Source organism: Pseudoxanthomonas fibrivorans, assembly GCF_041464125.1.
Lineage (GTDB): Bacteria > Pseudomonadota > Gammaproteobacteria > Xanthomonadales > Xanthomonadaceae > Pseudoxanthomonas.
In genome coordinates, this window is record NZ_JBGNUG010000002.1 from 118,656 (window position 1) to 142,732 (window position 24,077).

22 protein-coding genes and 1 tRNA gene are annotated in these 24,077 nt (G+C 71.3%); 9 read left to right on the forward strand and 14 right to left on the reverse strand.

The features are described from left to right. Positions 1-121: 121 nt before the first annotated feature. Together speD and sugE are read left to right on the forward strand one after the other, a co-directional pair. Positions 122-916 (forward strand): adenosylmethionine decarboxylase, encoded by a 795-nt coding sequence (speD, locus tag ACA089_RS14045; protein ID WP_372017981.1) that lies wholly within the window; start codon positions 122-124, stop codon positions 914-916. Between the two features lie 165 nt (positions 917-1,081). Then, complete coding sequence (gene sugE, locus ACA089_RS14050; protein ID WP_372017983.1) at positions 1,082-1,402, forward strand: quaternary ammonium compound efflux SMR transporter SugE; 321 nt, start codon at positions 1,082-1,084, stop codon at positions 1,400-1,402. Between the two features lie 7 nt (positions 1,403-1,409). On the opposite strand, the gene coq7 is transcribed toward sugE, so the two are convergent. Further along, entirely contained in the window at positions 1,410-2,051 is a 642-nt protein-coding gene (gene coq7, locus ACA089_RS14055) for a 2-polyprenyl-3-methyl-6-methoxy-1,4-benzoquinone monooxygenase (RefSeq protein ID WP_372017985.1), read from the reverse strand. A 233-nt stretch (positions 2,052-2,284) separates the two neighbouring features. Between coq7 and rplM the strand changes: the two genes are divergently transcribed. From rplM to ACA089_RS14075, 4 genes are all read left to right on the forward strand, one after another. Further along, on the forward strand, positions 2,285-2,713 hold the full coding sequence (gene rplM / locus ACA089_RS14060; protein WP_162376978.1) for a 50S ribosomal protein L13: 429 nt from the start codon (positions 2,285-2,287) through the stop codon (positions 2,711-2,713). Positions 2,714-2,722: 9 nt separating this feature from the next. Next, positions 2,723-3,115 carry a 30S ribosomal protein S9 gene (gene rpsI / locus ACA089_RS14065; protein ID WP_372017988.1) on the forward strand — a complete coding sequence of 131 codons (393 nt, stop codon included), beginning with the start codon at positions 2,723-2,725 and terminating at the stop codon, positions 3,113-3,115. Between the two features lie 140 nt (positions 3,116-3,255). After that, a tRNA-Gln gene (locus tag ACA089_RS14070) sits at positions 3,256-3,330 on the forward strand. A gap of 131 nt (positions 3,331-3,461) precedes the next feature. Beyond that, positions 3,462-4,499, forward strand: coding sequence for a diguanylate cyclase (locus ACA089_RS14075; RefSeq protein ID WP_372017989.1), 1,038 nt, complete (start codon positions 3,462-3,464; stop codon positions 4,497-4,499). A 10-nt stretch (positions 4,500-4,509) separates the two neighbouring features. On the opposite strand, the gene ACA089_RS14080 is transcribed toward ACA089_RS14075, so the two are convergent. From ACA089_RS14080 to ccoN, 10 genes are all read right to left on the reverse strand, one after another. After that, positions 4,510-5,235 carry a sulfite exporter TauE/SafE family protein gene (locus ACA089_RS14080; RefSeq protein WP_372017991.1) on the reverse strand — a complete coding sequence of 242 codons (726 nt, stop codon included), beginning with the start codon at positions 5,233-5,235 and terminating at the stop codon, positions 4,510-4,512. Then, positions 5,236-5,409 carry a cbb3-type cytochrome oxidase assembly protein CcoS gene (gene ccoS / locus ACA089_RS14085; protein ID WP_372017992.1) on the reverse strand — a complete coding sequence of 58 codons (174 nt, stop codon included), beginning with the start codon at positions 5,407-5,409 and terminating at the stop codon, positions 5,236-5,238. After that, the gene (locus ACA089_RS14090; RefSeq protein ID WP_372017994.1) at positions 5,406-7,871 is read right to left on the reverse strand and encodes a heavy metal translocating P-type ATPase; all 2,466 of its coding nucleotides are present in this window, start codon (positions 7,869-7,871) and stop codon (positions 5,406-5,408) included. The genes ccoS and ACA089_RS14090 overlap by 4 nt, the downstream gene beginning before the upstream one ends. A gap of 7 nt (positions 7,872-7,878) precedes the next feature. Then, positions 7,879-8,412 (reverse strand): FixH family protein, encoded by a 534-nt coding sequence (locus ACA089_RS14095; RefSeq protein WP_372017996.1) that lies wholly within the window; start codon positions 8,410-8,412, stop codon positions 7,879-7,881. Beyond that, complete coding sequence (locus ACA089_RS14100) at positions 8,409-9,959, reverse strand: 4Fe-4S dicluster domain-containing protein (protein ID WP_372017997.1); 1,551 nt, start codon at positions 9,957-9,959, stop codon at positions 8,409-8,411. Before ACA089_RS14100 ends, ACA089_RS14095 begins: the two co-directional genes overlap by 4 nt. Positions 9,960-10,158: 199 nt before the next feature. Further along, positions 10,159-10,455, reverse strand: a complete 297-nt coding sequence (locus ACA089_RS14105; protein ID WP_372017999.1) for a hypothetical protein — start codon at positions 10,453-10,455, stop codon at positions 10,159-10,161. Beyond that, positions 10,452-11,390, reverse strand: a complete 939-nt coding sequence (gene ccoP / locus ACA089_RS14110) for a cytochrome-c oxidase, cbb3-type subunit III (protein WP_372018001.1) — start codon at positions 11,388-11,390, stop codon at positions 10,452-10,454. The genes ACA089_RS14105 and ccoP overlap by 4 nt, the downstream gene beginning before the upstream one ends. Continuing rightward, positions 11,387-11,545: a cbb3-type cytochrome oxidase subunit 3 gene (locus tag ACA089_RS14115; protein WP_372018002.1), complete on the reverse strand. Its 159-nt coding sequence runs from the start codon at positions 11,543-11,545 to the stop codon at positions 11,387-11,389. Before ACA089_RS14115 ends, ccoP begins: the two co-directional genes overlap by 4 nt. Then, a complete protein-coding gene (gene ccoO, locus ACA089_RS14120; protein WP_372018004.1) occupies positions 11,542-12,174 on the reverse strand; it encodes a cytochrome-c oxidase, cbb3-type subunit II in 633 nt (210 codons plus the stop codon). The genes ACA089_RS14115 and ccoO overlap by 4 nt, the downstream gene beginning before the upstream one ends. Before the next feature lie 9 nt (positions 12,175-12,183). Then, the gene (gene ccoN / locus ACA089_RS14125) at positions 12,184-13,623 is read right to left on the reverse strand and encodes a cytochrome-c oxidase, cbb3-type subunit I (protein ID WP_372018006.1); all 1,440 of its coding nucleotides are present in this window, start codon (positions 13,621-13,623) and stop codon (positions 12,184-12,186) included. A 298-nt stretch (positions 13,624-13,921) separates the two neighbouring features. Here ccoN and ACA089_RS14130 point away from each other — a divergent pair, with 298 nt between their 5' ends. Both ACA089_RS14130 and ACA089_RS14135 read left to right on the forward strand, forming a co-directional pair. Further along, entirely contained in the window at positions 13,922-16,621 is a 2,700-nt protein-coding gene (locus ACA089_RS14130; protein WP_372018007.1) for a bifunctional acetate--CoA ligase family protein/GNAT family N-acetyltransferase, read from the forward strand. Positions 16,622-16,688: 67 nt separating this feature from the next. After that, positions 16,689-17,591: an NAD(P)/FAD-dependent oxidoreductase gene (locus ACA089_RS14135; protein ID WP_372018009.1), complete on the forward strand. Its 903-nt coding sequence runs from the start codon at positions 16,689-16,691 to the stop codon at positions 17,589-17,591. Positions 17,592-17,595: 4 nt separating this feature from the next. Here the strand turns inward: ACA089_RS14135 and prpF are convergent, their stop codons facing one another. From prpF to acnD, 3 genes are read right to left on the reverse strand one after another with little or no spacing between them, the layout of a single operon-like run. Further along, entirely contained in the window at positions 17,596-18,789 is a 1,194-nt protein-coding gene (gene prpF, locus ACA089_RS14140) for a 2-methylaconitate cis-trans isomerase PrpF (RefSeq protein WP_372018011.1), read from the reverse strand. A gap of 30 nt (positions 18,790-18,819) precedes the next feature. Next, positions 18,820-19,413 carry a 2'-5' RNA ligase family protein gene (locus tag ACA089_RS14145; RefSeq protein ID WP_372018013.1) on the reverse strand — a complete coding sequence of 198 codons (594 nt, stop codon included), beginning with the start codon at positions 19,411-19,413 and terminating at the stop codon, positions 18,820-18,822. A gap of 21 nt (positions 19,414-19,434) precedes the next feature. Next, complete coding sequence (gene acnD / locus ACA089_RS14150) at positions 19,435-22,053, reverse strand: Fe/S-dependent 2-methylisocitrate dehydratase AcnD (RefSeq protein WP_372018015.1); 2,619 nt, start codon at positions 22,051-22,053, stop codon at positions 19,435-19,437. A 491-nt stretch (positions 22,054-22,544) separates the two neighbouring features. On the opposite strand from acnD, the gene xylB reads away from it, so the two are divergent. Then, positions 22,545-24,047 carry a xylulokinase gene (gene xylB / locus ACA089_RS14155; RefSeq protein WP_372018017.1) on the forward strand — a complete coding sequence of 501 codons (1,503 nt, stop codon included), beginning with the start codon at positions 22,545-22,547 and terminating at the stop codon, positions 24,045-24,047. Positions 24,048-24,077 lie beyond the last annotated feature (30 nt).

Below are 24,077 nucleotides of genomic sequence, written 5' to 3' on the forward strand. Positions count from 1 at the left end.
TTGGCGCCCGAAGATAGCCGGCCGAGGGCTGGCCGGCAAACCCCGGTGGCCGCCATACATATCGCGGTCACCGGCTTTGGCCCATAATGCCGCGTTTTCCACCCCCAGAGGCATGACCGCCGTGGTCAAACCCCTGCCGCGCCTGAGGCTGCAAGGCTTCAACAACCTCACCAAGGCGCTGAGCTTCAACATCTACGACGTCTGCTACGCGGTCTCCGAGGACGAGCGCCAGCGCTACATCGAGTACATCGATGAGGCGTACAACGCCGACCGCCTGACCCAGATCCTGACCGACGTGGCCCAGATCATCGGCGCCAACATCCTGAACGTGGCCCGCCAGGACTACGACCCCCAGGGGGCGTCGGTGACCATCCTCATTTCCGAGGAGCCGGTCATCGACAAGAAGGACGCCGGCAAGGAGATCATCTCCGATGCCGTGGTCGCGCACCTGGACAAGAGCCACATCACCGTCCACACCTACCCGGAGACGCACCCTCAGAACGGGATCGCGACCTTCCGCGCGGACATCGACGTGGCCACCTGCGGCGTGATCTCGCCGCTGAAGGCGCTGAACTACCTGATCGAGAGCTTCGAGTCGGACATCGTGGTGATGGACTACCGCGTGCGCGGCTTCACCCGCGACATCAAGGGCAAGAAGCACTACATCGACCACAAGATCAATTCGATCCAGGACTTCCTGGCGAAGAACATCAAGTCGCGCTACGAGTCCATCGACGTCAACGTCTACCAGGAAAACATCTTCCACACGAAGATGCACCTGAAGGAGTTCGACCTCGACACCTACCTGTTCGAGGAGAAGGCGCGCAACCTGTCGTTCAAGGACCGGATGCGGATCGAGGCGCTGCTCAAGCGCGAGATCGAGGAACTGTTCCACGGCCGCAACCTGGTCGAGTGACCGCCCGGCGCGCCTGCGGGTGCGCGGGGGTTCAGCCAGGCGCCGGCACCATGGCGCCACATCGCGGGACGGCCCGCGCGCGGCGAAGGCCGCGGACGAAACCGACGGCGGTCCGGAGCACAGCTCCGGGCCGCTTTTTTTTTCCACCTTCCGGAGGAGAACGACATGGCGTGGACCTACCTGCTGCTGGCGGGCCTGTTCGAGATCGGCTTCGCGCTGGGGCTCAAGCAGACCGACGGCTTCACCCGGCTGTGGCCGAGCCTGGGCACCGCGGCGGCGGCGGCCGTGAGCCTGTACCTGATGACCCTGGCCATGCGCACGCTGCCGGTCGGCACCGCCTATGCGGTCTGGACCGGGATCGGGGCGGTCGGCGTGGCCCTGCTGGGCATCCTGCTGCTGGGCGAAAGCGCCTCGCCGGCGCGGCTGGCCTGCATCGGCCTGATCGTGGCCGGGGTGATCGGATTGAAGCTGGTCTCGCCGGCGTGAGCGGCCTTCAGATGCGGTAGGCGACCAGCTTCATCAGGTTCGAAGCCAGCGCCATCGCCTGCGGGATCGGCGGCGGCAAGACCCGGGCGCCGGCCTGCTCGGCATGCTCGGCATGGCGGGCCTCGTCCTCCTTCATGACCCGGATGACCTCGCGGCTGCGCATGTCGGTGGCAGGCAGGGATTCCAGGTGTTCGTCGAGGTGGGCCTCGACCTGGCGCTCGGTCTCGACCACGAAACCGAGGTTCCAGCCGTCCCCGCGCAGCCCGGCCAGGCCGCCGATGGCGTAGCTGCCCGCGTACCAGAGCGGGTTGAAGAGGCTTGGCCGGCTGTCCAGTTCCTGCAGCCGGCGGGCGCACCAGGCCAGGTGGTCGGTCTCTTCCTGGGCCGCGTCCAGCAGGTGCGCGCGGGTGGCCGGGTCGCGGGCCACGGCCGCCTGGCCGAAATACAGGCCCTGGGCGCAGACCTCGCCGACGTGGTTGATCCGCATCAGGCCTGCGGCATGGCGCCGGGCCGGGGCCGGCAGGACCGGGTCGGAAGCGGTCGCCGGGTAGGGCCGGGCCGCGGGCGGGTCGCCCAGGGTGGTCTCCAGCGCGCGCTGCGCCTCGACCAGCACCCGGTCGATCGGCGAGAGGTGGCGCACAACGGTCATACTGCGGGCTCCCGGGCATGCGCCGGATGGTCCAAGGCCCGTTGATTGTCCGCCCGCCATGGGCCGGCTGCCAACCCGCCGCGGGGGCCGTGCGGCTCCAGCCGGGGCGGCTTGCACGAAACTGACGCGGCGGGTATCATTCCGCCTCTTTGCTGCACCTTTCACAACGCGAGGCGAAGTTCCGCCCGGGCAACCCGGCCACGGAACCAACCCGACCAACGACCCGAGTTCCCATGAAGACTTTCATCGCCAAGTCCGAGACCGTCCAGCGCGACTGGTACCTCGTCGACGCCTCCGGCAAGACCCTCGGCCGCCTGGCCGCCGAGCTTGCCCACCGCCTCCGCGGCAAGCACAAGCCCGTCTACACCCCGCACGTCGACACCGGCGACTACCTCGTCGTGGTCAATGCCGAGAAGATCGCGGTGACCGGCAAGAAGCTGCAGGACAAGATGTACCACCGCTTCACCGGCTACATCGGCAACCTGAAGAGCGAGACCCTGGCCCAGGCGCTGGAGCGCCACCCGGAACGCGTCCTCGAGATCGCGGTCAAGGGCATGCTGCCGAAGGGCCCGCTGGGCCGTGCGATGTACCGCAAGCTCAAGGTCTACTCCGGTTCCGAACACCCGCACGCGGCCCAGCAGCCGCAGCCGCTGGACATCTAAGGCACAACGATGGCTACCACTCAGAACTACGGCACCGGCCGTCGCAAGTCCTCCACCGCCCGCGTGTTCCTGCGCAAGGGCAGTGGCAGCATCACCGTCAACGGCCGTCCGCTTGACGAGTTCTTCGGCCGCGAGACCGCGCGCATGATCGTGCGCCAGCCGCTCGAGCTGACCCAGAGCACCGACAAGTTCGACGTCGTCGTCACCGCCACCGGCGGCGGCACCACCGGCCAGGCCGGTGCGATCCGCCTGGGCATCGCCCGCGCGCTGGTCGAGTACGACGAGTCGCTGAAGAGCGACCTGCGCAAGGCCGGTTTCATGACCCGCGACGCCCGCGAGGTCGAGCGCAAGAAGGTCGGCCTGCACAAGGCCCGCCGCGCCACGCAGTTCTCCAAGCGCTGATGCGCCTGGACGGTCGCATCCCTTCAGCGGGATGCGGCCACGGCGGACCGGGCCATGCCGGCCTGGTCCCGCCATCGCGGTGGAGTGCGTCGATGGGATGCATTCGACCGCGGGCGGGCATATAATTCCGCCCTGCCTACAGCCCCGTCGCCAAGCGGTAAGGCACCTGACTCTGACTCAGGCATTCGGTGGTTCGAATCCATCCGGGGCTGCCATCTTCGAAAAGCCCGGCCGAAAGGCCGGGCTTTTTCATGCCCGGCGAAAAGTGCCTGCTGCACGCCGCCTCCGGCCGAAAGTGGCATGCTCCTTGCGTCCTCCAGCGGGCCCGAGCAGTCCGTCGTCCGTCATGCCAGACCGTCCCGCCAGCGTCGAATCCGGAATCCGCCACTTCGTGCGGTACACGTGCGCCATGCGCGCGCTCGGCTTCTATGCGGGCATGCTCGGCATCGGCTCGGCCCTGCACGGCCAGGGCGCGCCGGCCACGACCCTCCTGCTGCTGGGCTTCACCTGCCTGTGCTGGCCGGTGCTGGCGTGGCGGCTGTCGGGGGCGGCCAGCGATCCACTCAAGGCCGAGTTCCGCAACCTCACCATCGATACCGGCCTTGCCGGGTTCTGGATCGCGATGGCGCAGTTTGACCTGCTGCCCAGCGCGCTGCTCGCCGCGGTGATGGCGATGGACCGGACCGTGGCCGGCGGCTGGTCCCTGACCCGTCGCTCGATGGGCGTGATGGCCGCCGTGGCGCTGGTCACGTCCGCCTTCAACGGGTTCGCGTTCCAGCCGCGGACGCAGTTCACGACCATGCTGTGGTGCATGCCGTTCCTGGTGCTGTACCTGCTGGCGATCGGCGCCTCCACGCGGATGTTCGCCGACAAGGTGCGCGCGCAGAAGCGCGTCCTGGTGCAGGGCTCCAGGATCGACGCGCAGACCGGCCTGGCCACGCGCCCGCAGTGGCTGGCGCTGGTCGCCGCGGAGCTGCGCCGGTTCCAGCGCTACGGCGCGGTGTCCTCGCTGCTGATGGTCGACATCGACCACTTCAAGCGCATCAACGACAGCGCCGGGCACCTGGTCGGCGACCAGGTGATCCACGACGTCAGCCGGATCCTGCGCGAAGGACTGCGCAGCGCCGACACCGCCGGACGCTATGGCGGCGACGAGTTCGGCGTGCTGTTGCCGGGCACCGCCCGCGAGGCCGCGATCGAGGTGGCCGAACGCCTGCGCCGCGCGGTGGCCGCGGAGGTGGCCATCGCGGGCGTGCCGGTCACGTTCAGCATCGGCGTGGCCGAACTCGCTCCGGGCATGGAGGCGATCGAGGACTGGACGGGGGCCGCCGACGAAGCCCTGTACCGGGCCAAGGACGCGGGTCGCGACTGCGTCCGCTCCTGAGGAACGCGCCTTACCCCGGATAGGGACGGCAGCCCATCGCCGCGAGCGGTCCATGCAGCGCCGGCACCTGCATCAGCCACGGCGCCGCGATCGTCAGCAGGCCCGCGCCCAGCACCACGCCGCCGAGCGCCAGGCGCAGCCGCGGGCGCTGCAGCCAGCGGTTCATGCGCGCGCCCGACCAGGTCAGCGGCAGCATCACCGGCAGCGTGCCCAGGCCGAATGCAGCCATCACCATCGCGCCGCCGCCCGCGCTGGCCTGCAGCCAGGCCACGGTGAGCAGGCCCAGGCTGAGGCCGCAGGGCATCCAGCCCCAGAGCGCGCCCAGCGCCACGCGACGCCACGCGCGGTCGGCGGGCAGCAGGCGCCGGTGCAATGGTTGCAGCCGGCGCCAGGCCCGCACCCCGGGCCTGGCCAGCAGGTCCAGCCGGCCGCCGCGATCGAGCAGGCGCAGCGCCACCAGGACGAGGGCCACGCCCGCGGCGATGCGCACGCCCACCACCAGCGCGTCGATGCGCAGCACCCGGAGCAGTCCGCCGCCAAGTCCGCCGGCCAGCGCGCCGGCGAGCACGTAGCCACCGATCCGGCCGACGTTGGCCTGCCAGGCCACCGCAAGCGCGCGCCCCGGCGCCATCGCCGGGAAGCCGGCGGCGATGCCGCCGCACATCACCGCGCAGTGCAGGCCGCCAAGCACGCCGGCGAGCGCGGCGGCGAGCAGCGTGGGCAGGTCGACGGGCACTCAGGATCCGCGCGGGTCGCGGGGCGGGGCCGGCCGGTCGTCATCCTCGAGGATGTCCAGCGCCGGCGTGTCGAGGTCGTCGAACTGGCCGCGCCTGACCGCCCACACGAACGCGGCGATCGCGATGCCGAGCAGGACCAGGCTGATCGGGATCAGCAGCAGCAGGATGTTCATCGTGCGGATTCCTCCGGGTGGCCGGCGTGGCGGCGCGGCGCGGCCGCCGCCCCGGCATGCGCCAGCCGCAGCGCGTTGAGGGTGACCGCCAGCGAGGACGCCGCCATGCCCAGCGCCGCGATCCACGGCGTGACCAGGCCCGCCGCCGCGACCGGCAGCGCGAGCAGGTTGTACCCGGCCGCCCACGCCAGGTTCTGGCGGATGATGCGGCGGGTGCGCCGGGCCAGGGCGATCGCCTCGGGCACGCGTTGCAGGCTGCCGCCGGTGGTGACCAGGTCCGCGGCCCGGTGGGCGAGCGAGGCGCCGTCGCCCATCGCGATCGACACGTCGGCGCCGGCCAGCACCGGCGCGTCGTTGAGTCCGTCGCCGACCATCGCCACCACGCGTCCCTGCGCCTGCAGGCCGCGGACCAGCGCGAGCTTGTCCTCCGGCGACTGGCGCGCGTGCGCCTCGTCCAGCGCCAGGACGCCGGCCATGCGCCGCACCGCCGCTTCGCCGTCACCGCTGGCCAGGTGCAGGCCCAGGCCGAGGCCGCGCAGCTGGACCATCGCGGCGAACGCGTCGGCGCGTTCGCGCTCCTCGAGCAGGAAGCGCGCGAAGGCACGCCCGCCGTCGCCGAGCCAGAGCGCGCCGTCGTCTTCGCATGCGGCGGCGAAGTCGGCGCGGCCCAGGCGCCAGTGACGGCCGTCCACCTGTCCCTGCACGCCACGGCCGGGGACCGCTTCGATGCCGGTCGCCGCCAGCGGCCGGTCCTGCCCGGTGGCGAATGCGGCGGCCAGCGGGTGGCCACTGTCGCGCTCGAGCGCGGCCGCGATGGCCACCGCGTGCGACGGCTCCAGCGAAGGATCGAGGACCTCCACCGACGCGAGCACCGGCCGGCCGTCGCTGAGGGTGCCGGTCTTGTCGAACACGATGTCGGTGGCGCGGGCGAGCGTGTCCAGTGCGTCGGGGCGCACGGCCAGCAGGCCGATGCGGGCCAGCGCGCCGTGCGCGGCGGCCAGCGCCGCGGGCACCGCCAGCGACAGCGCGCACGGACAGCTGATCACCAGCAGCGCCAGGGTGACTTCCAGCGCGCGCGCCGGTTCGTGCTGCCACCACCAGGCGAACACCGCCAGCGTGACCGGCAGCAGGAACACGACGAAGCGCCCGGCCAGCCGGTCGGCGACGCGCGCCAGCCCCGGACGGTGCGCCTGTGCCTGCTCGACCAGGCGCGCCAGCTGCGAGATCCGCGTGGCCGCGCCGGTGCAGTCCACGCGCAGGCGCGCCGGTCGTTCGCGGCAGACGGTGCCGGCGTATACCGGGTCGCCCACCGCCTTGCGCACCGGGGTCGACTCGCCGGTCAGCAGCGCTTCCTCGAACCAGGCTTCCGCATCGCGCAACACGCCGTCGGCGGGCACCGCCTCGCCGGCGGCCACGCAGGCCACATCGCCCGGCTGCAGCGCCGCCAGCGGCACGGTCTCGCGGCTGCCATCGTCGCGTTCGCGCGTGGCGAAGGCCGGGCGCGCACGGGCCAGCGCATCGACCTGGGCGCTGGCCACGCTGCGCGCGCGCTGCTCGAGCATGCGCGCGGCCAGCAGCAGGAACACGAACATCACCGCCGCGTCGTACCAGACGTGCTCGCCGCCGCGGATCGTCTCGAACAGGCTGGCGAAGTAGGCCAGCAGGGTCGAACCGGCGACCAGCACGTCCATGCCCAGGCGTCGCTCGCGCAGCTCGCGCAGGGCGCCGGCGATGAACGGCCAGCCCGAGTAGAACACCACCGGCGTGCTCAGCAGGAAGGTCAGCCAGCGGAAGAAGTCGCGCGTGGCCGTGGGCATGGTGTCGTGGAAATCCAGGTACAGCGCCTCGGCCAGCATCATGGCCTGGAGCATGCCCAGCCCGGCGATGCCCAGCCGCAGCAGCCAGCGCCGCCGCTCGCGCACGCGCGCACGCTCATGCGCTTCGCTGCCGGCCAGGTACGGCCGGTAGCCGAGCATCGCCAGCCGCCGCAACGGCGTGGACAGCGCGGTGCGCGCCGGATCCCAGGCGATGCGGATGCGGCCGGTGACCGCGTTGGCGGTGCAATCGACCACGCCGGGCTCGCGCGCCATCGCCCGGTCGATCAGCCAGGCGCAGGCGGCGCAGCGCATGCCGTCGGTAAGCAGGGTGATCTCGCGGCCATCGGCGACCGCGCGGCTGTGCGCGGCCTGCACGTCGTCGCGGTCCCACACCGACAGGTCGGGAAGCTCGTCGCCGACCCGGCCGCCCGTGCCGTTGCCGGCGTTGGCGCTGCGCAGGCGGTAATAGCCTTCGAGGTCCGCCTGGCCGATCCACTCGGCGGCCGCGGCGCAGCCGTGGCAGCAGAACGACCGGGTGCGTCCGTCGACTTCCTGCAGGCACGGATGCGCCGGCAGCGCCTCGCCGCAGTGGTGGCACGCGCCGGTGGCGACGGCCGCCGCGGGCATGGCCAGGTCGACGGACACGCTCGCCTCAGCCGCTCGCGTCGGGCGGCGGCGCGCCGAGCGACGGTGCCAGGCGGGCGGCATGCTGCTGCCTGGGCAGGCGCCCGTGCAGGCGCCAGCTGCCATCGGCCGCGTGCAGCTGCACGACCCAGTCGTGCTGCGGGTCGACCGCCTGCTGCAGGCGCCAGCCGGGGCCTCCCGGCGGCAGCTCCAGCTGCAGGTCCTCGGCCTGGCGGGTCGGATGTTCCAGCAGCAGCCGCAGCGGGCGGTCGCGGGCGAAGCGGCCGGTGGCCGGCAGGACCTCGACGATCCCGTCCTCCACCCGCAGCACCGCGCTCAGCCCGAGCTTGCGCGCCGCCGCATCCGGACCGAGGTCCGTGGTCTGGATCTGGGCCACGCGGCGGACCGGGTCGGTGACGCTGTCGGCACCACCGGTATGGGTGGCGACGATGACCAGGCCGACGCCGGCGACGATCGACAGCAGCGGCAGGCCGACGACCAGCCACATCACCGGGTTGCGCCAGAGGGGTTTCGAGGCGTCGTGGGGAAGCGGATCGTTCATGGGCTGGGTCCGAAGAAGCTGCTGTCGACGACGCGCCGCTCGCGGCCGTCCTCGCTCTCGACGACGAAGCGGATGTCGTGGCGGCCGCCGACGCCGGGCGGGGCGGCCACGCTCAGGGCGACCGGCAGCACCTGCTCCGGACCGGCCTCGACCACCGGCGGGGCGGACAGGCGCAGGTCGGCGCCGCCGGCCTCCAGGGTGATGCGGTAACGCTGGCCCTGCTGGCTCTTGTTCACCAGCTTGAGCGTGTAGTCGTTCTCGACGTGGCCACCGGCGGCCTCGCGGTACAGCGCGTTGCGGTCGCGCAGCACCTCGGCGATCAGTTCGCTGCGGCTGGCCACGCCCCAGGCCCAGGCCCCGCACAGCGCGAGCAGCAGCAGGCCGTAGGCGAAGATGCGCGGGCGCAGCACGCGGGTGGAGCGGCCGTCGATCGCGTTCTGGGTCGAGTAGCGGATCAGGCCGCGCGGGTAGCCCATCTTGTCCATCACTTCGTCGCAGGCGTCGATGCAGGCGCCGCAGGCGATGCACTCGTACTGCAGGCCGTTGCGGATGTCGATGCCGGTCGGGCAGACCTGCACGCAGATCGTGCAGTCGATGCAGTCGCCCAGTTCCTCGTGGGCGAACTTCGGCAGCGGCTGGGGCTTCTCGCCGGCGCCGCCGAGGGTGATCGTGCCGTGCGCCTGCAGCCGGTTGTCGGCCGCGGTCGGATGGGCGCTGGCGCGGAACACGTAGTCGTAGGCGGTCTTCGGGTCGAGCAGGCCGCGCGCCCGCTCCAGCACGCTGCCCAGGCCGCGCTTGCGCGGGCCGCGCGGTTCGCCGCGCATCGGGTCGTAGGCGATCAGCAGGGTGTTGCGGTCGAACATCGCGCTCTGGAAGCGCGCGTAGGGGCACATGTACTTGCACACCTGCTCGCGCAGGAAACCTGCGTTGCCCCAGGTCGCCAGCGCGTAGAACAGCACCCAGAACGTCTCCCAGCCGCCCCAGGCGAACGGCACCAGGCGCGCGGCCAGGTCGGTGATCGGGGTGAAAAAGCCGACGAAGGTGAAGCCGGTCCACAGCGCGAACACGGCCCACAGCGCGTGCTTGGCGCCCTTGCGCAGGATCTTGTCGCGGTTCCACGGGCCCGCGTCCAGCTTCATCCGCCGGCCGCGGTCGCCCTCGGTCCAGCGCTCCATCCACAGGAACACCTCGGTCCACACCGTCTGCGGGCAGGCGTAGCCGCACCACAGGCGCCCGGCCAGCGCGGTGAAGAAGAACAGGGCCATCGCCGCGATGATCAGCAGCAGCGCCAGGAACAGGAAATCCTGCGGCCAGAACACCAGCCCGAACACGTAGAACTTGCGCGCCGGCAGGTCGAACAGCACCGCCTGGCGGCCATCCCAGGGCAGCCACGGGAACAGGTAGAACATGCCCAGCAGCCAGGCCACGGCCGCCACCCGCAGCCGGTTGAAGCGGCCGGATACGTCGCGCGGATAGACCTTGCGCTCGCTGACGTAGAACGAATTGCCCTGCTCGTCGACGACGTCGAGCGGGATGCGCTTGCTCATGGCTGCCGTCCTGGCTGCGGCGTCGCGCACCCGCGGGGGCGCGTGCCGTTACGGTGGGGGTCGGTTGCGTTCATGGTGTCGGCTGGGCCGCGGTGCGGCGTGGCGGGCGGATCCTGTGGCCTGCCCTGCAAGTATCCGCCGATTGCGACGGTGCGCCAGACGACAAATTGCCGCAGGGGGCGCACGCCGCGGCGCCGCGTTACTCGGGCGGCAGCGCGCGGTTGAAGCGGCTGGACGGACGCAGCAGGATCCACGTGAACAGGCTGGACGAGGCGGTGGCCAGCCAGAACATGAAGAAGCCCAGCGTGTAGCCGAGCTCGCGGGTGATCTGCAGGGTGGGGAAGGTCAGGTCGCGCAGCGCCAGCGGGTCGACGAAGGCGAAGAACACCATCGTCGCCACGCCGGCGGCGAAGAAGCTGGGCCAGGCGATGGCCCCCACGCGCTGCGCGAGCGGGCGCGGGGGGTGGTCGAAGCGTGGCTCGCTGAAATCGGTCACTTCGCGGCGGGCTCGGCAGCGGACGTGCCCCCATTATGCGACAGCGACCAGACGTAGGCGGCGACCAGTCGCGCGCGGGTCTCGCCCAGCAGCTCGCGGTGGGCCGGCATGCTGCCGTGGCGGCCGTGGGCGATGGTCTGGTAGAGGCTCTCGCGGCTGCTGCCGTACAGCCAGTAGTCGTCGGTCAGGTCCGGTGCGCCCAGGTCCTGGTTGCCGGTGCCGTCCACGCCGTGGCAGGCCGCGCACACGCCCTCGTACAGCTTGCGCCCGCGCGCCGCCATGTAGTTGTTCTGCAGCGTTTCCGGCGCCGACAGGGTGCGCACGTAGGCGATGGTGTAGTCCACCGCGTCCGGGCCGCCCATGCCGGTGAGCACCGTGCCCCACTCCGGCATCATCCCTTCGCGGCCGTCGAGCACCGTCTGCAGGATGTGGTCCGGCGAGCCGCCCCAGTGCCAGATGTCGTCGGTCAGGTTGGGGTAGCCGATCGCGCCCTGGCCGCTGGAGCCGTGGCAGGTGGCGCAGGTGTTGCTGAAGATCGAACGGCCCAGCGCGACCGCCTTCGGGTCCTGCGCCAGCCGGTCGATGGCCTGCCCGGCGAACGGCTTGAAGGTCTGCTCGAGCTTGGCATCCTCGACCGCCTTGGCCCTGGCGTGCTCGCCGGTGGAGGTCCAGCCGGCGTAGCTCGGGATTCCGCCCAGGCCGCCGAACCAGACCAGGTAGGCGACGGCGAAGACGATGGTCAGGTAGAACAGGTTGATCCACCACTTCGGCAACGGCTTGTTGTATTCGGTGATGTCGCCGTCCCAGACGTGGGAGGTGTCCTCGGGCTTGGGATCGCCCGGGCGGCGGCGTGCGGTCCACCACAGCAGCCACACGCATCCGACGATGTTGATGGCCACCAGGACGATGACGAACCAGGTCCATCCGCTAGTCATGCCACGTTCCCCTTGTCTTCCCGGCCGGCGTCGCCGTCATCCAGCGGCAGTCGCGCCGCTTCGTCGAACGCCCGCTTGCGTTTCGGGCTCCACGCCCAGATCCAGCCGCCGATGAACAGCACCAGCAGCGCCGCGGTGAACAGGCCGGCGATCATGGCTGGCCTCCGCGCGGCGCATGCCGGCCCAGGGCCTGCAGGTAGGCGACCACCGCATCGAGTTCGGTCTTGCCGTCCACGTCGGCCGCGGCCTGGGCGATCTGCTCGTCTGTATACGGGTCGCCCAGCGTCTTCAGCGCCGACATGCGCCGGGAAACGGTGGCGCCGTCGACCTTGCTGTCCGCCAGCCACGGGAAGCCGGGCATGTTCGACTCGGGGACCACGTCGCGCGGGTTGATCAGGTGCACGCGGTGCCAGTCGTCGGAGTAGCGCCCGCCGACGCGGGCCAGGTCCGGGCCGGTGCGCTTGCTGCCCCACTGGAACGGACGGTCGTAGACCGACTCGCCGGCCAGCGAGTAGTGGCCGTAGCGCTCGGACTCGAAGCGCAGCGTGCGCACCATCTGCGAGTGGCAGTTGTAGCAGCCCTCGCGCACGTAGACGTCGCGGCCGGCCAGTTCCAGCGCCGGGTAGGGTTCGACCCCTTCCAGCGGCTTGATCGCCTCGGCCTGGAACATCAGCGGCACGATCTGGGCCAGGCCGCCGAAGGAGATGGCGACCGCGATCAGGACCGCCATCAGGCCGACGTTCTTCTCGATTTTCTCGTGGGGATTCTGGTTGTGTTCGCTCATTGGGAGGCCTCAGGCGCGCACTTGGGAGGCGTCGACCGGCATCACCGGCTGCGACTCGATCGCGGGGGCGGCGCGGTACGTGCGCAGCACGTTCCAGGCCATCACGAACATGCCGGCCAGGACCAGCAGGCCGCCGAACAGCCGGATCAGGTAGTACGGGTAGGTGGCGTTGAGCGCCTCGACGAAGCTGTAGGTCAGCGTGCCGTCGTCGTTGGTCGCGCGCCACATCAGGCCCTGCATCACGCCGGCGATCCACATCGAGGCGATGTAGAACACCACGCCCAGGGTGTGCATCCAGAAGTGCAGGTCGATGGCCTTGATCGAGAACATCTGCTCGCGGCCGAGCAGGCGCGGCAGCAGCGAGTAGATCGAGCCGACCGAGATCATCGCCACCCAGCCCAGCGCGCCGGCGTGGACGTGGCCCACGGTCCAGTCGGTGTAGTGGGACAGCGAGTTGACCGTCTTGATCGACATCATCGGTCCCTCGAAGGTGGCGATCATGTAGAAGGAGATCGCGACGATCAGGAACTTCAGGATCGGGTCGGTGCGCAGCTTGTACCAGACGCCGGACAGGGTCATCACGCCGTTGATCGCGCCGCCCCAGGACGGGGCCAGCAGGATCAGCGAGAACACCATGCCCAGCGACTGCGCCCAGTCCGGCAGCGCGGTGTAGAGCAGGTGGTGCGGGCCGGCCCACATGTAGACGGCGATCAGCGCCCAGAAGTGCACGATCGACAGGCGGTAGGAGTACACCGGCCGCCCGGCCTGCTTGGGCACGAAGTAGTACATCATCCCGAGGAAGCCGGCGGTCAGGAAGAAGCCGACCGCATTGTGGCCGTACCACCACTGCACCATCGCGTCGACCGCGCCGCTATAGACCGGGTAGGAGTGCAGGGGGCCGGACGGGATGGCGATGTTGTTGACGATGTGCAGCAGCGCCACCGCGATGATGAAGCTGGCGTAGAACCAGTTCGCCACGTAGATGTGCTTGACCCGGCGCTTGGCGATGGTGCCGATGAACAGCACCGCGTAGGCCACCCACACCACCGCGATCAGGATGTCGATCGGCCAGATCAGCTCGGCGTACTCCTTGCCCTGGGTCAGGCCCAGCGGCAGGGTGATGGCCGCCAGCAGGATCACCAGCTGCCAGCCCCAGAACACGAACGCGGCGAGCCCGTCGGAAATCAGCCGCACGTGGCAGGTACGCTGCACCACGTGCAGGCTGGTCGCGAACAGCGCGCTGCCGCCGAAGGCGAAGATCACCGCGTTGGTATGCAGCGGCCGCAACCGGCCGTAGCTCAGCCACGGCAGGTCGAAGTTCAATGCCGGCCAGTACAGCTGGGCGGCGATCAGCACGCCCACGGCCATGCCCACGATGCCCCAGACCACGGTCATCACCGCGAACTGGCGCACCACCTTGTCGTTGTAAGTCCCCTGCACGCTTTGCATGCGGTCCGTCCCTCAGTCTGAACGGGGGCGATCATCCCCCTGTGGGGTGATCCGGTCATTGATTGCGATCAATGACCGGCCGATGGCACCGGGCTATCCCTCGTACCCGACGCGCCAGGCAGGACTGCGGACCGGCGGGACCGCCTGTCCGCCTGCCGGCGCGTGGGTTAGCCCTCGGACAAAGCATAGGCCGATCCGGCGGCCTTGTGACCCGGTCAGATTGTCCGGGGGTGGGGCGCCGGGCACCGGCCGCGGTATCGTGCCGGGACTGCGATGGAACGGCAGGAGTATCGACGGCATGAGCACCTACGCCCTGGATGCGGTGTTCCGCCCGCGCTCGGTCGCCGTGGTCGGCGCCAGCCCGCGCGAGCGGTCGGTCGGCCGCGCCGTGGTCCGCAACCTGCGCGAGGCCGGCTTCGCCGGACCGGTGGGGCTGGTCAACCCGAAGCACCGCCAGATCGACGGGATGACCGCGGTCGCGCGGCTGGCCGACCTGCCGTTCAAGCCCGAACTGGTGGTGGTGACCACGCCGGCGGCGACCGTGCCGGGGGTGATCGCCGAGGCGGTCGCCGTGGGCGCCAGGGCTGCGGTGGTGGTCAGCGCGGGGCTGGGGCAGGGGCCGGGCTCGCTGCTGGAAAAGCTGCGCGACATCGCCCGCCCGCATGGCCTGCGCATCGTCGGGCCCAACTGCCTCGGGGTGATGGCGCCCCATGCCGGGCTCAACGTCAGCTTCGGCGCGCGCAGCCCGCTGAAGGGCGACCTGGCGCTGGTCTCGCAGTCCGGGGCGGTGGCCTCCGGGCTGGTCGAGTGGGGCGTGGCGCGCTCGATCGGGTTCTCGGCGGTGGTCTCGCTCGGCGATGCGGTGGACGTCGACTTCGGCGACCTGCTCGACTGGTTCGCCCAGGACCCGAAGACCCGCGCGATCCTGCTGTACATCGAATCGATCCGCGACGCGCGCAAGTTCATGTCCGCCGCGCGCGCCGCCGCCCGCGCCAAGCCGGTGGTGGTGGTCAAGTCCGGGCGCCACGCCCAGGGGGCGAAGGCCGCCGCCACCCACACCGGGGCGCTGGCCGGTTCCGACGCGGTGTACGAGGCGGCCTTCCGCCGCGCCGGCCTGCTGCGGGTGCTGTCGCTGGACGAGGTGTTCGCCGCGGCCAAGACCCTGGGCCACCTGCGCAGCGCGCCGGGGCGGCGGCTGGCGATCCTCACCAACGGCGGCGGCATCGGCGTGCTGGCGGTGGACCGGCTGGTCGACCTGGGCGGCACCCTGGCCGCGCTGGACGAGGCCACCGTGCGCCGGCTCGACGGCGTGCTGCCGCCGACCTGGTCGCGCTCGAACCCGGTGGACATCGTCGGCGACGCCGACGCGTCCCGCTACGCGGCCGCCCTGGACGCGCTGCTGTCGGACCCGGGCAACGACGCGGTGCTGGTGATGAACGTGCCCACCGCGCTGGCGTCGTCCGGCGAGGCTGCGGCCGCGGTGGTCGAGGTGCTGGCGCGGCGGCCGCGCCCCGGACCGGGCAAGCCGGTGCTCGGGGTCTGGCTCGGCCGCGAGGCCGACGCGCTGGCCCGGCTGGAAGCGGCCGGGGTGCCGACCTACACCACCGAGGCCGGCGCGGTGCGCGGCTACACCTACCTGGTGCGGCACCGCGAGGCGCAGCAGGCGCTGATGGAGACCCCGCCGAGCCTGCCCGAGGACTTCGTGGTCGACAGCGCGGCCGGCCAGGCGATCGTCTCCGCCGCGCTGGCGCAGGGCCGGCAGTGGCTGGACCCGCTGGAAGTCACCGCGCTGATGGCCGCCTACGGCATCCCGATCACGCCGGTCACCCTGGCCCGCGACGCCGACGCCGCGGTCGCCGCGGCCGCGCCGCTGCTCGCGGAGGGCGCGCAGGTCGCGCTGAAGATCCTGTCGCCCGACATCCTGCACAAGTCCGACGTCGACGGCGTGCGCCTGAACCTGGCGACGGCGCCGGCAGTGCGCGAGGCCGCCGCCGCCATCCTCGCCCGCGCGCGCGAGCTGCGTCCGGACGCGCGGATCGACGGCGTCACCGTGCACCTCATGATCATGCGGCCGAAGGCGCGCGAACTGATCGCCGGCCTCGCCGACGATCCGACCTTCGGCCCGGTGGTGGTGTTCGGCCGCGGCGGCACCGCGGTGGAGGTGATCGACGACAAGGCGCTGTCGCTGCCGCCGCTGGACCTGCGCCTGGCCCATGAACTGATCGCGCGCACGCGCGTCTCGCGCATCCTCAAGGCCTACCGCGACGTGCCCGCCGCCGACGAGCGCGCGGTCGCGCTGGTGCTGGTCAAGCTGGCGCAGATGGCGGCGGACATCCCGCAGGTGCGCGAGCTGGACATCAACCCGTTGCTGGCCGACCGCGAGGGCGTGATCGCGGTGGACGCGCGGGTCTCGATCGCCCCGCACCCCGGGCCGGCGCAGAAGGGCCCGTGGCATTCGCGCTTCGTGATCCGGCCCTATCCGAAGGAATGGGAGCGCCAGGTCGAGCTGGCCCACGGCCGGCGCATGTTCGTGCGCCCCGTGCGGCCGGAGGACGAGGACATGTTCCGCGCCTTCTTCGGGCGGGTCAGCGACGAGGACCTGCGCCTGCGCTTCTTCTCCGCGGTGCGCCACTTCAGCCACGAGTTCATCGCCCGCCTGACCCAGCTCGACTACGCGCGTTCGATCGCGCTGGTGGCGATCGACCCGGGCAGCGGCGAGATGCTCGGTGCGGTCCGCCTGCTGGCCGACGCCAACTACGAGCGCGGCGAGTACGGGATCCTGGTGCGTTCGGACCTGAAGGGGTTCGGGATCGGCTGGCAGCTGATGCGGATCATGATCGAGTACGCCGGCGCGATCGGGCTGAAGGTGGTGGAAGGCCAGGTCCTGCGCGAGAACGTCACCATGCTGGCGATGTGCCAGCAGCTGGGCTTCCGGATCCGCCCCGACGCCGACGACGCCACCGTGATGGACGTGGCCCTGGACGTGGCCACCCCCTGAGACGGCCTGCGCATTGCGTTCACGCCGCCCGCCTAAGGTGGTGGCCTGGCGCGCGCGAGGCGATGGCATGGGCGGGACGGACGGCGGGATCGATGACGTGCTGGTGATCGGGGGCGGGCCGGCGGGCCTGACCGCGGCGACCTATCTGGGGCGCCTGCACCGGCGGGTGCGGGTGATCGACGCCGGCCGCAGCCGCGCGCGCTGGATTCCCGAGAGCAACAACTGTCCCGGGTTTCCGCACGGGATCCCGGGGCGCGACCTGCTGGCGCGGATGCGCGAGCAGGCGGAGGCCCACGACGCCCGCTTCGAGGCCGCCACGGTCACCGCGCTGGCGCGCGACGCGAGTGGCTACGTGGTCACGGCCGACGATGGCCGGCGCTGGCGCGCGCACGCGGTGATCCTGGCCACGGGCCTGGCCGACCGCCTGCCGGCGATGGAGCATCGCGACGAGGCGATCGCGTGCGGCGCGCTGCGGCTGTGCCCGGTCTGCGACGCCTACGAGGCCAGCGACCAGGACGTGGGGATCTTCGGCCCGTGGCAGGACATCGTCCGCCACGCGCGCTTCCTGCGCGGCTATACCGCGCGGCTGTCGCTGCTGCCGCAGGATGCGCCCGGACCGGACGGGGACCTCGGCGAGGTGGCCGCGCGGGTGCTGCCGGGCGGCGGACGGCTGCTGTTCGACGGCCGCCGCTGCGGCTATCTGGTCGGCGAGGATTGCTGGTGGTTCGATGCGGTCTATCCGTTCCTGGGCTGCGAGACCAGCGCCGGCCTCGCCGAACAGGCCGGGGTCGTGCTGACGGACACGGGCGAGATCCCGGTCGACCGCAGCCACCAGACCACCGGCGTGCCGGGGTTGTACGCGATCGGCGACGTGGTCAGCGGGCTGAACCAGATCTCGGTGGCGGTGGGCCAGGCCGCGGTGGCGGCGCTGGACGTGCACGCGCGGCTGCCGTTCGCGCCGCGCGCATAGGCCGCTACGCCGGCAGCGTGGCGGCCGGCACGCGCACGTGCCCATCCATCAGCACGCGCGCGCTGCGGCTCATCACCGCCCTGGTGACGATCCACTGGCCGTCGGCCAGGCGCGCTTCCGCGCCCACTCGCAGCGTGCCGGACGGGTGGCCGAAGCGCACCGCACCGCGCTCGCCGCCGCCGGCGGCCAGGTTGACCAGCGTGCCGGGGATGGCCGCGGCGGTGCCGATGGCGACGGCGGCGGTCCCCATCATGGCGTGGTGCAGCTTGCCCATCGACATCGCGCGCACGCGCAGGTCGATGTCGCCCGCGTCCACCGGCTTGCCGCTGGACGCGGTGTAGCCGGCGGGCGGGGCGACGAAGGCGAGCTTGGGCGTGTGCTGGCGCCTGGCGGCCTCGGCGACGTCCGCGATCAGGCCCATGCGCAGCGCGCCGTGGGCGCGGATCGCCTCGAGCCGGGCCAGCGCGGCCGGATCGCCGTTGATCGCCTCCTGCAGCTCGCTGCCGCTGTAGCCGATGTCGGCTGCGTTGAGGAAGATGGTCGGGATGCCGGCATTGATCAGCGTGGCCGGGAACGTGCCGACCCCGGGCACCTCCAGCGTGTCCACCAGCTGCCCGGTGGGGAACATGCGGCCGCCGTCCTCGCCCTCGTCCGCCGGATCGACGAATTCGAGCTGGATCTCGGCGGCCGGGAACGTCACCCCATCGAGTTCGAAGTCGCCGTCCTCGACCACCTGCCCGGCGGCCACGGGCACGCGCGCGACGATGGTCTTGCCGATGTTGGCCTGCCAGATGCGGACGGTGGCCACGCCGTCGCGCGGCAGCTTCGATGCATCGACCAGCCCGGACGAGATCGCGAACGGCCCGACCGCGGCCGACAGGTTGCCGCAGTTGCCGGACCAGTCGACGAAGGCGCTGTCGATCGACACCTGCCCGAACAGGTAGTCCACGTCGTGGTCGGGCCGCGCGCTGCTGGACACGATCACCGCCTTGCTGGTCGACGAGGTCGCCCCGCCCATGCCGTCGATCTGCTTGGCGTAGGGATCGGGCGATCCGATCACCCGCAGCAGCAGCGCATCGCGCGCCGGGCCGGGTTGCCGTGCAGCCTCCGGCAGGTCCTGCAGGCGGAAGAACACGCCCTTGGAGGTGCCGCCGCGCATGTAGGTGGCGGGGATGCGGAGTTGGGGAAGTGCGTTCATGGAATCCGATGCGTCGCTGAAGGGCCATGCTCAGAAAAGGCTGTCCTGCGCCTGCTGCGGGCGAGCCGGACCGAGCTTCCAGCTGCCGAGCGTGGTGTAGTCGTACGGGGTGCCTCTACCGACGACCAGTTCCAGTTCGTCGATCGGCCAGTCCACCCGGGGCATCGACTGCGTGCGGGGCAGGCTGCCGGTAAAACTGTAGGCAAGGGTGATGTGCGGTCGATGGCCGCCTCCCGGAGGTAGCCCATACCGATCGATCTGTTCGTTGAGCAGAATGATGAAACGTGCGAGTTCCGCACATGGTTTACGCGACCTGGCTTCGACATGGAGGCCTTCAGCCACCAACGCGTCGAGCTCCACCGTGAAGGCTGGGAACTGCATGCTCGCACCCACATGCAAGAGCCGCTCCCTGATCTCCGGCTTATCCATGTAGCGGTCGGAGAGCGACTGGTGGCGGAGGTGCCTAGCGAATGCCTGCCGGCCCAGCTTCTCCCGGATGCCATGGACCACCAAGCTGTGCTCGAGGTCGTCCCGCGCATGCGCACTGGATCGGCCGATGAATATCAGCCTGTCCCAGCCACATCGCCGATGCCAGAACGCCTCGTCCGGCGCGAACCGCTTCATCCGACACGCCCTCGCGCCATCTCAGGCCGCCTTCGCCGCCTCGAGGAAATCCTGGGCAAAGCGCTGCAGCACGCCGCCCGCCTCGTAGATCGACACTTCCTCGGCGGTATCCAGGCGGCAGGTGACCGGAACTTCCACGCGTCCGCCGTCGCGGCGGTGGATGACCAGGGTCAGGTCCGCGCGCGGGCGGCGCTCGCCGACCACGTCGAAAGTCTCGCTGCCGTCGATGCCGAAGGTGTGGCGATCCTGGCCCGGCTTGAACTCCAGCGGCAGCACGCCCATGCCGATCAGGTTGGTGCGGTGGATGCGTTCGAAACCCTCGGCCACGATCGCCTCCACGCCGGCCAGGCGCACGCCCTTCGCCGCCCAGTCGCGGCTGGAGCCCTGGCCGTAGTCGGCGCCGGCGATGATCACCAGCGGCTGCCGGCGCTCCATGTAGGCCTCGATCACTTCCCACATGCGCATGACCGTGCCGTCCGGTTCTAGGCGGGCCAGCGAACCCTGGCGCACGTTGCCGGCGTCGTCGCGGACCATTTCGTTGAGCAGCTTCGGGTTGGCGAACGTCGCGCGCTGCGCGGTGAGGTGGTCGCCGCGGTGGGTGGCGTAGGAATTGAAGTCCTCTTCCGGCACGCCCATCCTCGCCAGGTATTCGCCGGCGGCGCTGGAGGCGAGGATCGCATTGGACGGGGAGAGGTGGTCGGTGGTGATGTTGTCGCCCAGCACCGCCAGCGGGCGCATGCCGCGCAGCGTGCGTTCGCCCGCCAGCGCCCCTTCCCAGTACGGCGGCCGGCGGATGTAGGTGCTCTGCGGGCGCCAGTCGTACAGCGGCTCGATCCGGCCCGCGTGCTCGACGCGCACGTCGAACATCGGGCCGTAGACCTTGCGGAACTGCTCGGGCTTGACGCTGGCCTTGACGATCGCGTCGATCTCCGCGTCCGACGGCCAGATGTCCTTCAGCCGCACCTCGTTCCCGCCTGCGTCGACGCCGAGCACGTCCTTTTCGATGTCGAAGCGCACCGTGCCGGCGATCGCGTAGGCGATGACCAGCGGCGGCGAGGCGAGGAACGCCTGCTTCGCGTAGGGATGGATGCGGCCGTCGAAGTTGCGGTTGCCCGACAGCACCGCGGTCGCGTACAGGTCGCGGTCGACGATTTCCTGCTGGATCGCCGGGTCCAGCGCGCCGCTCATGCCGTTGCAGGTGGTGCAGGCGAAGGCGACGATCCCGAAGCCCAGTTGCTCCAGGTCCGGCAGCAGGCCCGATTCCTCCAGGTACAGCTGCACGGCTTTCGATCCCGGCGCCAGCGAGGTCTTCACCCATGGCTTGCGCTGCAGCCCGCGTGCGTTGGCGTTGCGCGCCAGCAGCGCGGCGGCGATCACGTTGCGCGGGTTGCTGGTGTTGGTGCAGCTGGTGATCGCGGCGATGATCACCGCGCCGTCCGGCATCAGGCCGCGCGCCTCTTCGCCGCGCGCTGCCTCGAGCTTGGCCTCGTCGGCGATGCCGCGCTCGGCCAGGGCCGAGGTCGGCAGGCGCCGGTGCGGATTGGACGGGCCGGCCATGTTGCGCACCACCGAGGACAGGTCGAACTCCAGCACGCGCTCGTACTGAGCCGCGGCCAGGTCGTCGGCCCACAGGCCGGCGGCCTTCGCGTAGGTCTCGACCAGGTGCACCTGTTTTTCCTCGCGGCCGGTCAGGCGCAGGTAGTCCAGGGTCTGGCGGTCGATGTAGAACAGCGCGGCGGTCGCACCGTACTCCGGGCACATGTTGGAAATGGTGGCGCGATCGCCGATCGTCAGCGCCGCCGCGCCCTCGCCGAAGAACTCCAGGTAGTGGCCGACGACCTTTTCCTTGCGCAGGAATTCGGTCAGCGCCAGGACCACGTCGGTGGCGGTGATGCCCGGCTGCGGACGGCCGTCGAGCCGGACCCCGGTGATGTCGGGCAGGCGCATCCACGAGGCGCGGCCGAGCATCACGTTTTCGGCTTCGAGCCCGCCCACGCCGACGGCGATCACGCCCAGTGCATCGACGTGGGGCGTGTGGCTGTCGGTGCCGACGCAGGTGTCGGGGAAGGCCACGCCGTCGCGGGTATAGACCACCGGCGACATCTTCTCCAGGTTGATCTGGTGCATGATCCCGTTGCCCGGCGGGATCACCTCCACGTTGCGGAACGCATGCCGGGTCCATTCGATGAAGTCGAAGCGGTCGGCGTTGCGGCGGTCCTCGATCGCGCGGTTCTTCTCGAATGCGTCCGGATCGTAGCCGCCGCATTCCACCGCCAGCGAGTGGTCGACGATCAGCTGCACCGGCACCACCGGGTTGACCTGGGCCGGATCGCCGCCCTGTGCGGCGATGGCGTCGCGCAGGCCGGCCAGGTCGACCAGCGCGGTCTGGCCGAGGATGTCGTGGCAGACCACGCGCACCGGGAACCAGGGAAAATCGAGGTCGCGGCGGCGCTCGACGAGCTGGCCCAGATAGGCCGGCAGCCGGGCCGGGTCGGCGCACCGGACCAGGTTCTCGGCATGGACCCGGGCGGTGTAGGACAGGGTCGCCCATGCGCCGGGGCGGAGCGCCTCGACGGCGGCGCGGGCGTCGAACCATTCCAGGGACGTGCCGGGAAGGGGCTTGCGGAATTCGGTGTTCATGGCGGGCTTTGCGCTGGCGGGGCGGCCGCGCCAGCATCCGCGGGGACGGTGCGAGGCGCGGGAAAACGGTCGTTTCGATTCTACGGCCGCCGTCCGGTTCGCAGGCCGCGGAACGTCGCGCTGGTGCCCGGACCGGACGATATCCCGGGGGATCGGTTGACGCAGGCGATCAACCGATCGGTACCGGGAGCGACCCTCCGCCGCCGCGCGGGCGGGGCCGCCCGGTCGCGCCCGCCGCTGTCGCTCCAGCCGGTAGCCGGCACGCCCGGGCGGGCACCGACACCCCCTGCCGGCCGTCCGCGGACCAGCCCCAGGCGGCGGTTGCGCACTGCAGCAAGCCATTTTCCGGGGGGCTGGTACAGTCCGCACTTGCCCCTGTCCGCGCGTGTTGCGGCGGGCATGGGCGACAACGGGCCGAGGCGCCCGTTTTTCCCTGACCCCGATGGTAGCGCTAACACGATTGCTGGGATGAGCTGACTGGAATGAGCGGAATGGACCGGAACACCCCGATCGTCATCGGCCTGGACGTGGGCACCCAGAGCGTCAAGCTGGTCGCCTACGACCCGCAGGCGCGGCAGGTGGCCGCCACCATCGGCCAGGCCCTGGACCTGGCGTCCGGCGATGACGGCAGCCGCGAGCAGCGCGCCGAATGGTGGATCGATGCGATCCGCGCCTGCTTCTCCCGGCTTGACCCGGCCCTGCGCGCGCGGACGACCGCGATCGGCGTCTCCGGCCAGCAGCACGGGTTCGTCCCGGTAGACCGCGCCGGCAACGTGCTGGCCCCGGCCAAGCTGTGGTGCGACACCAGTACCGCGGCCGAGTGCGACCTGATCATGGACGCGGTCGGCGGCGCGCAGGGCGCGATCCAGGCCGCGGGCAACCCGATCATGGTCGGCTACACCGCCTCCAAGCTGCCGTGGACCCGGGAGCACCGCTCGCAGGCCTACGCGCAGCTGGCCACGATCATGCTGCCGCACGACTACGTGAACTTCTGGCTCACCGGCGAGCGCTGGATGGAGCGCGGCGACGCCTCCGGCACCGGCTGGCTCGACGTGCGCACCCGCCAGTGGTCCGAGGCGATGATCGCCGCGACCGACAAGGACCGCGACCTGCGCCCGTGCCTGCCGCCGCTGGTCGAGGCCGATGCCACGTTCCCGCTGGCCGGGGCCATCGCCGACGAGCTTGGCCTGCCGCGCGAGGTGCGCGTGTCGGCCGGCGGCGGCGACAACATGATGGCCGCCATCGGCACCGGCAACGTGTCCGCCGGCGTGCTCAGCATGAGCCTGGGCACGTCCGGCACCCTGTTCGCCTATGCCGACCGCCCGATCGTCGACGACGAAGGCCGCTGGGCCGCGTTCTGCGATTCCACCGGCGGCTGGCTGCCGCTGATCTGCACGATGAACTGCACCGTGGCCACCGAGGCGGTCGCGGGCCTGTGCGACTTCTCCACGAAGCAGGGCGACGAGCTGCTGGCCGGCACCCGGCCCGGTGCCGCGGGCCTGCTGATGCTGCCGTTCTTCAACGGCGAGCGGACCCCGAACCTGCCCAACGGCCGTGGCAGCCTGTTCGGCATGACCGCCACCAACCTGACCCCCGCCAACCTCTACCGCGCGGCGATGGAAGGCGCGGTCTACAGCCTGAAGAACGGATACGACGCCTTCGTCGATGCCGGCATGCGCTTCGAGGCGATCCGCCTGACCGGTGGCGGCAGCCACAGCGCGGTGTGGCGGCAGATGGTGGCCGACGTGTTCGGGCTGCCGGTCGACGTGCCCGAGCAGGCCGAGGGCGCGGCGTTCGGCGCCGCGCTGCAGGCGCTGTGGGCGACCCAGCGCGCCAGCGACCCGGGCGCCGACCTGGCCGCGCTGGCCGCCGCGCACGTGCGCCTGGATCCGCGCCTGTCCGCGCATCCGCACGCCGAGGCGACCGCCGCCTACGCCGCCCAGTACCAGCGTTTCCTCTCCCACCTCGACGCGATCCGGCCGCTGTACGCCTGACGCGCCCTCCCAGACCACCCCCCACACTCC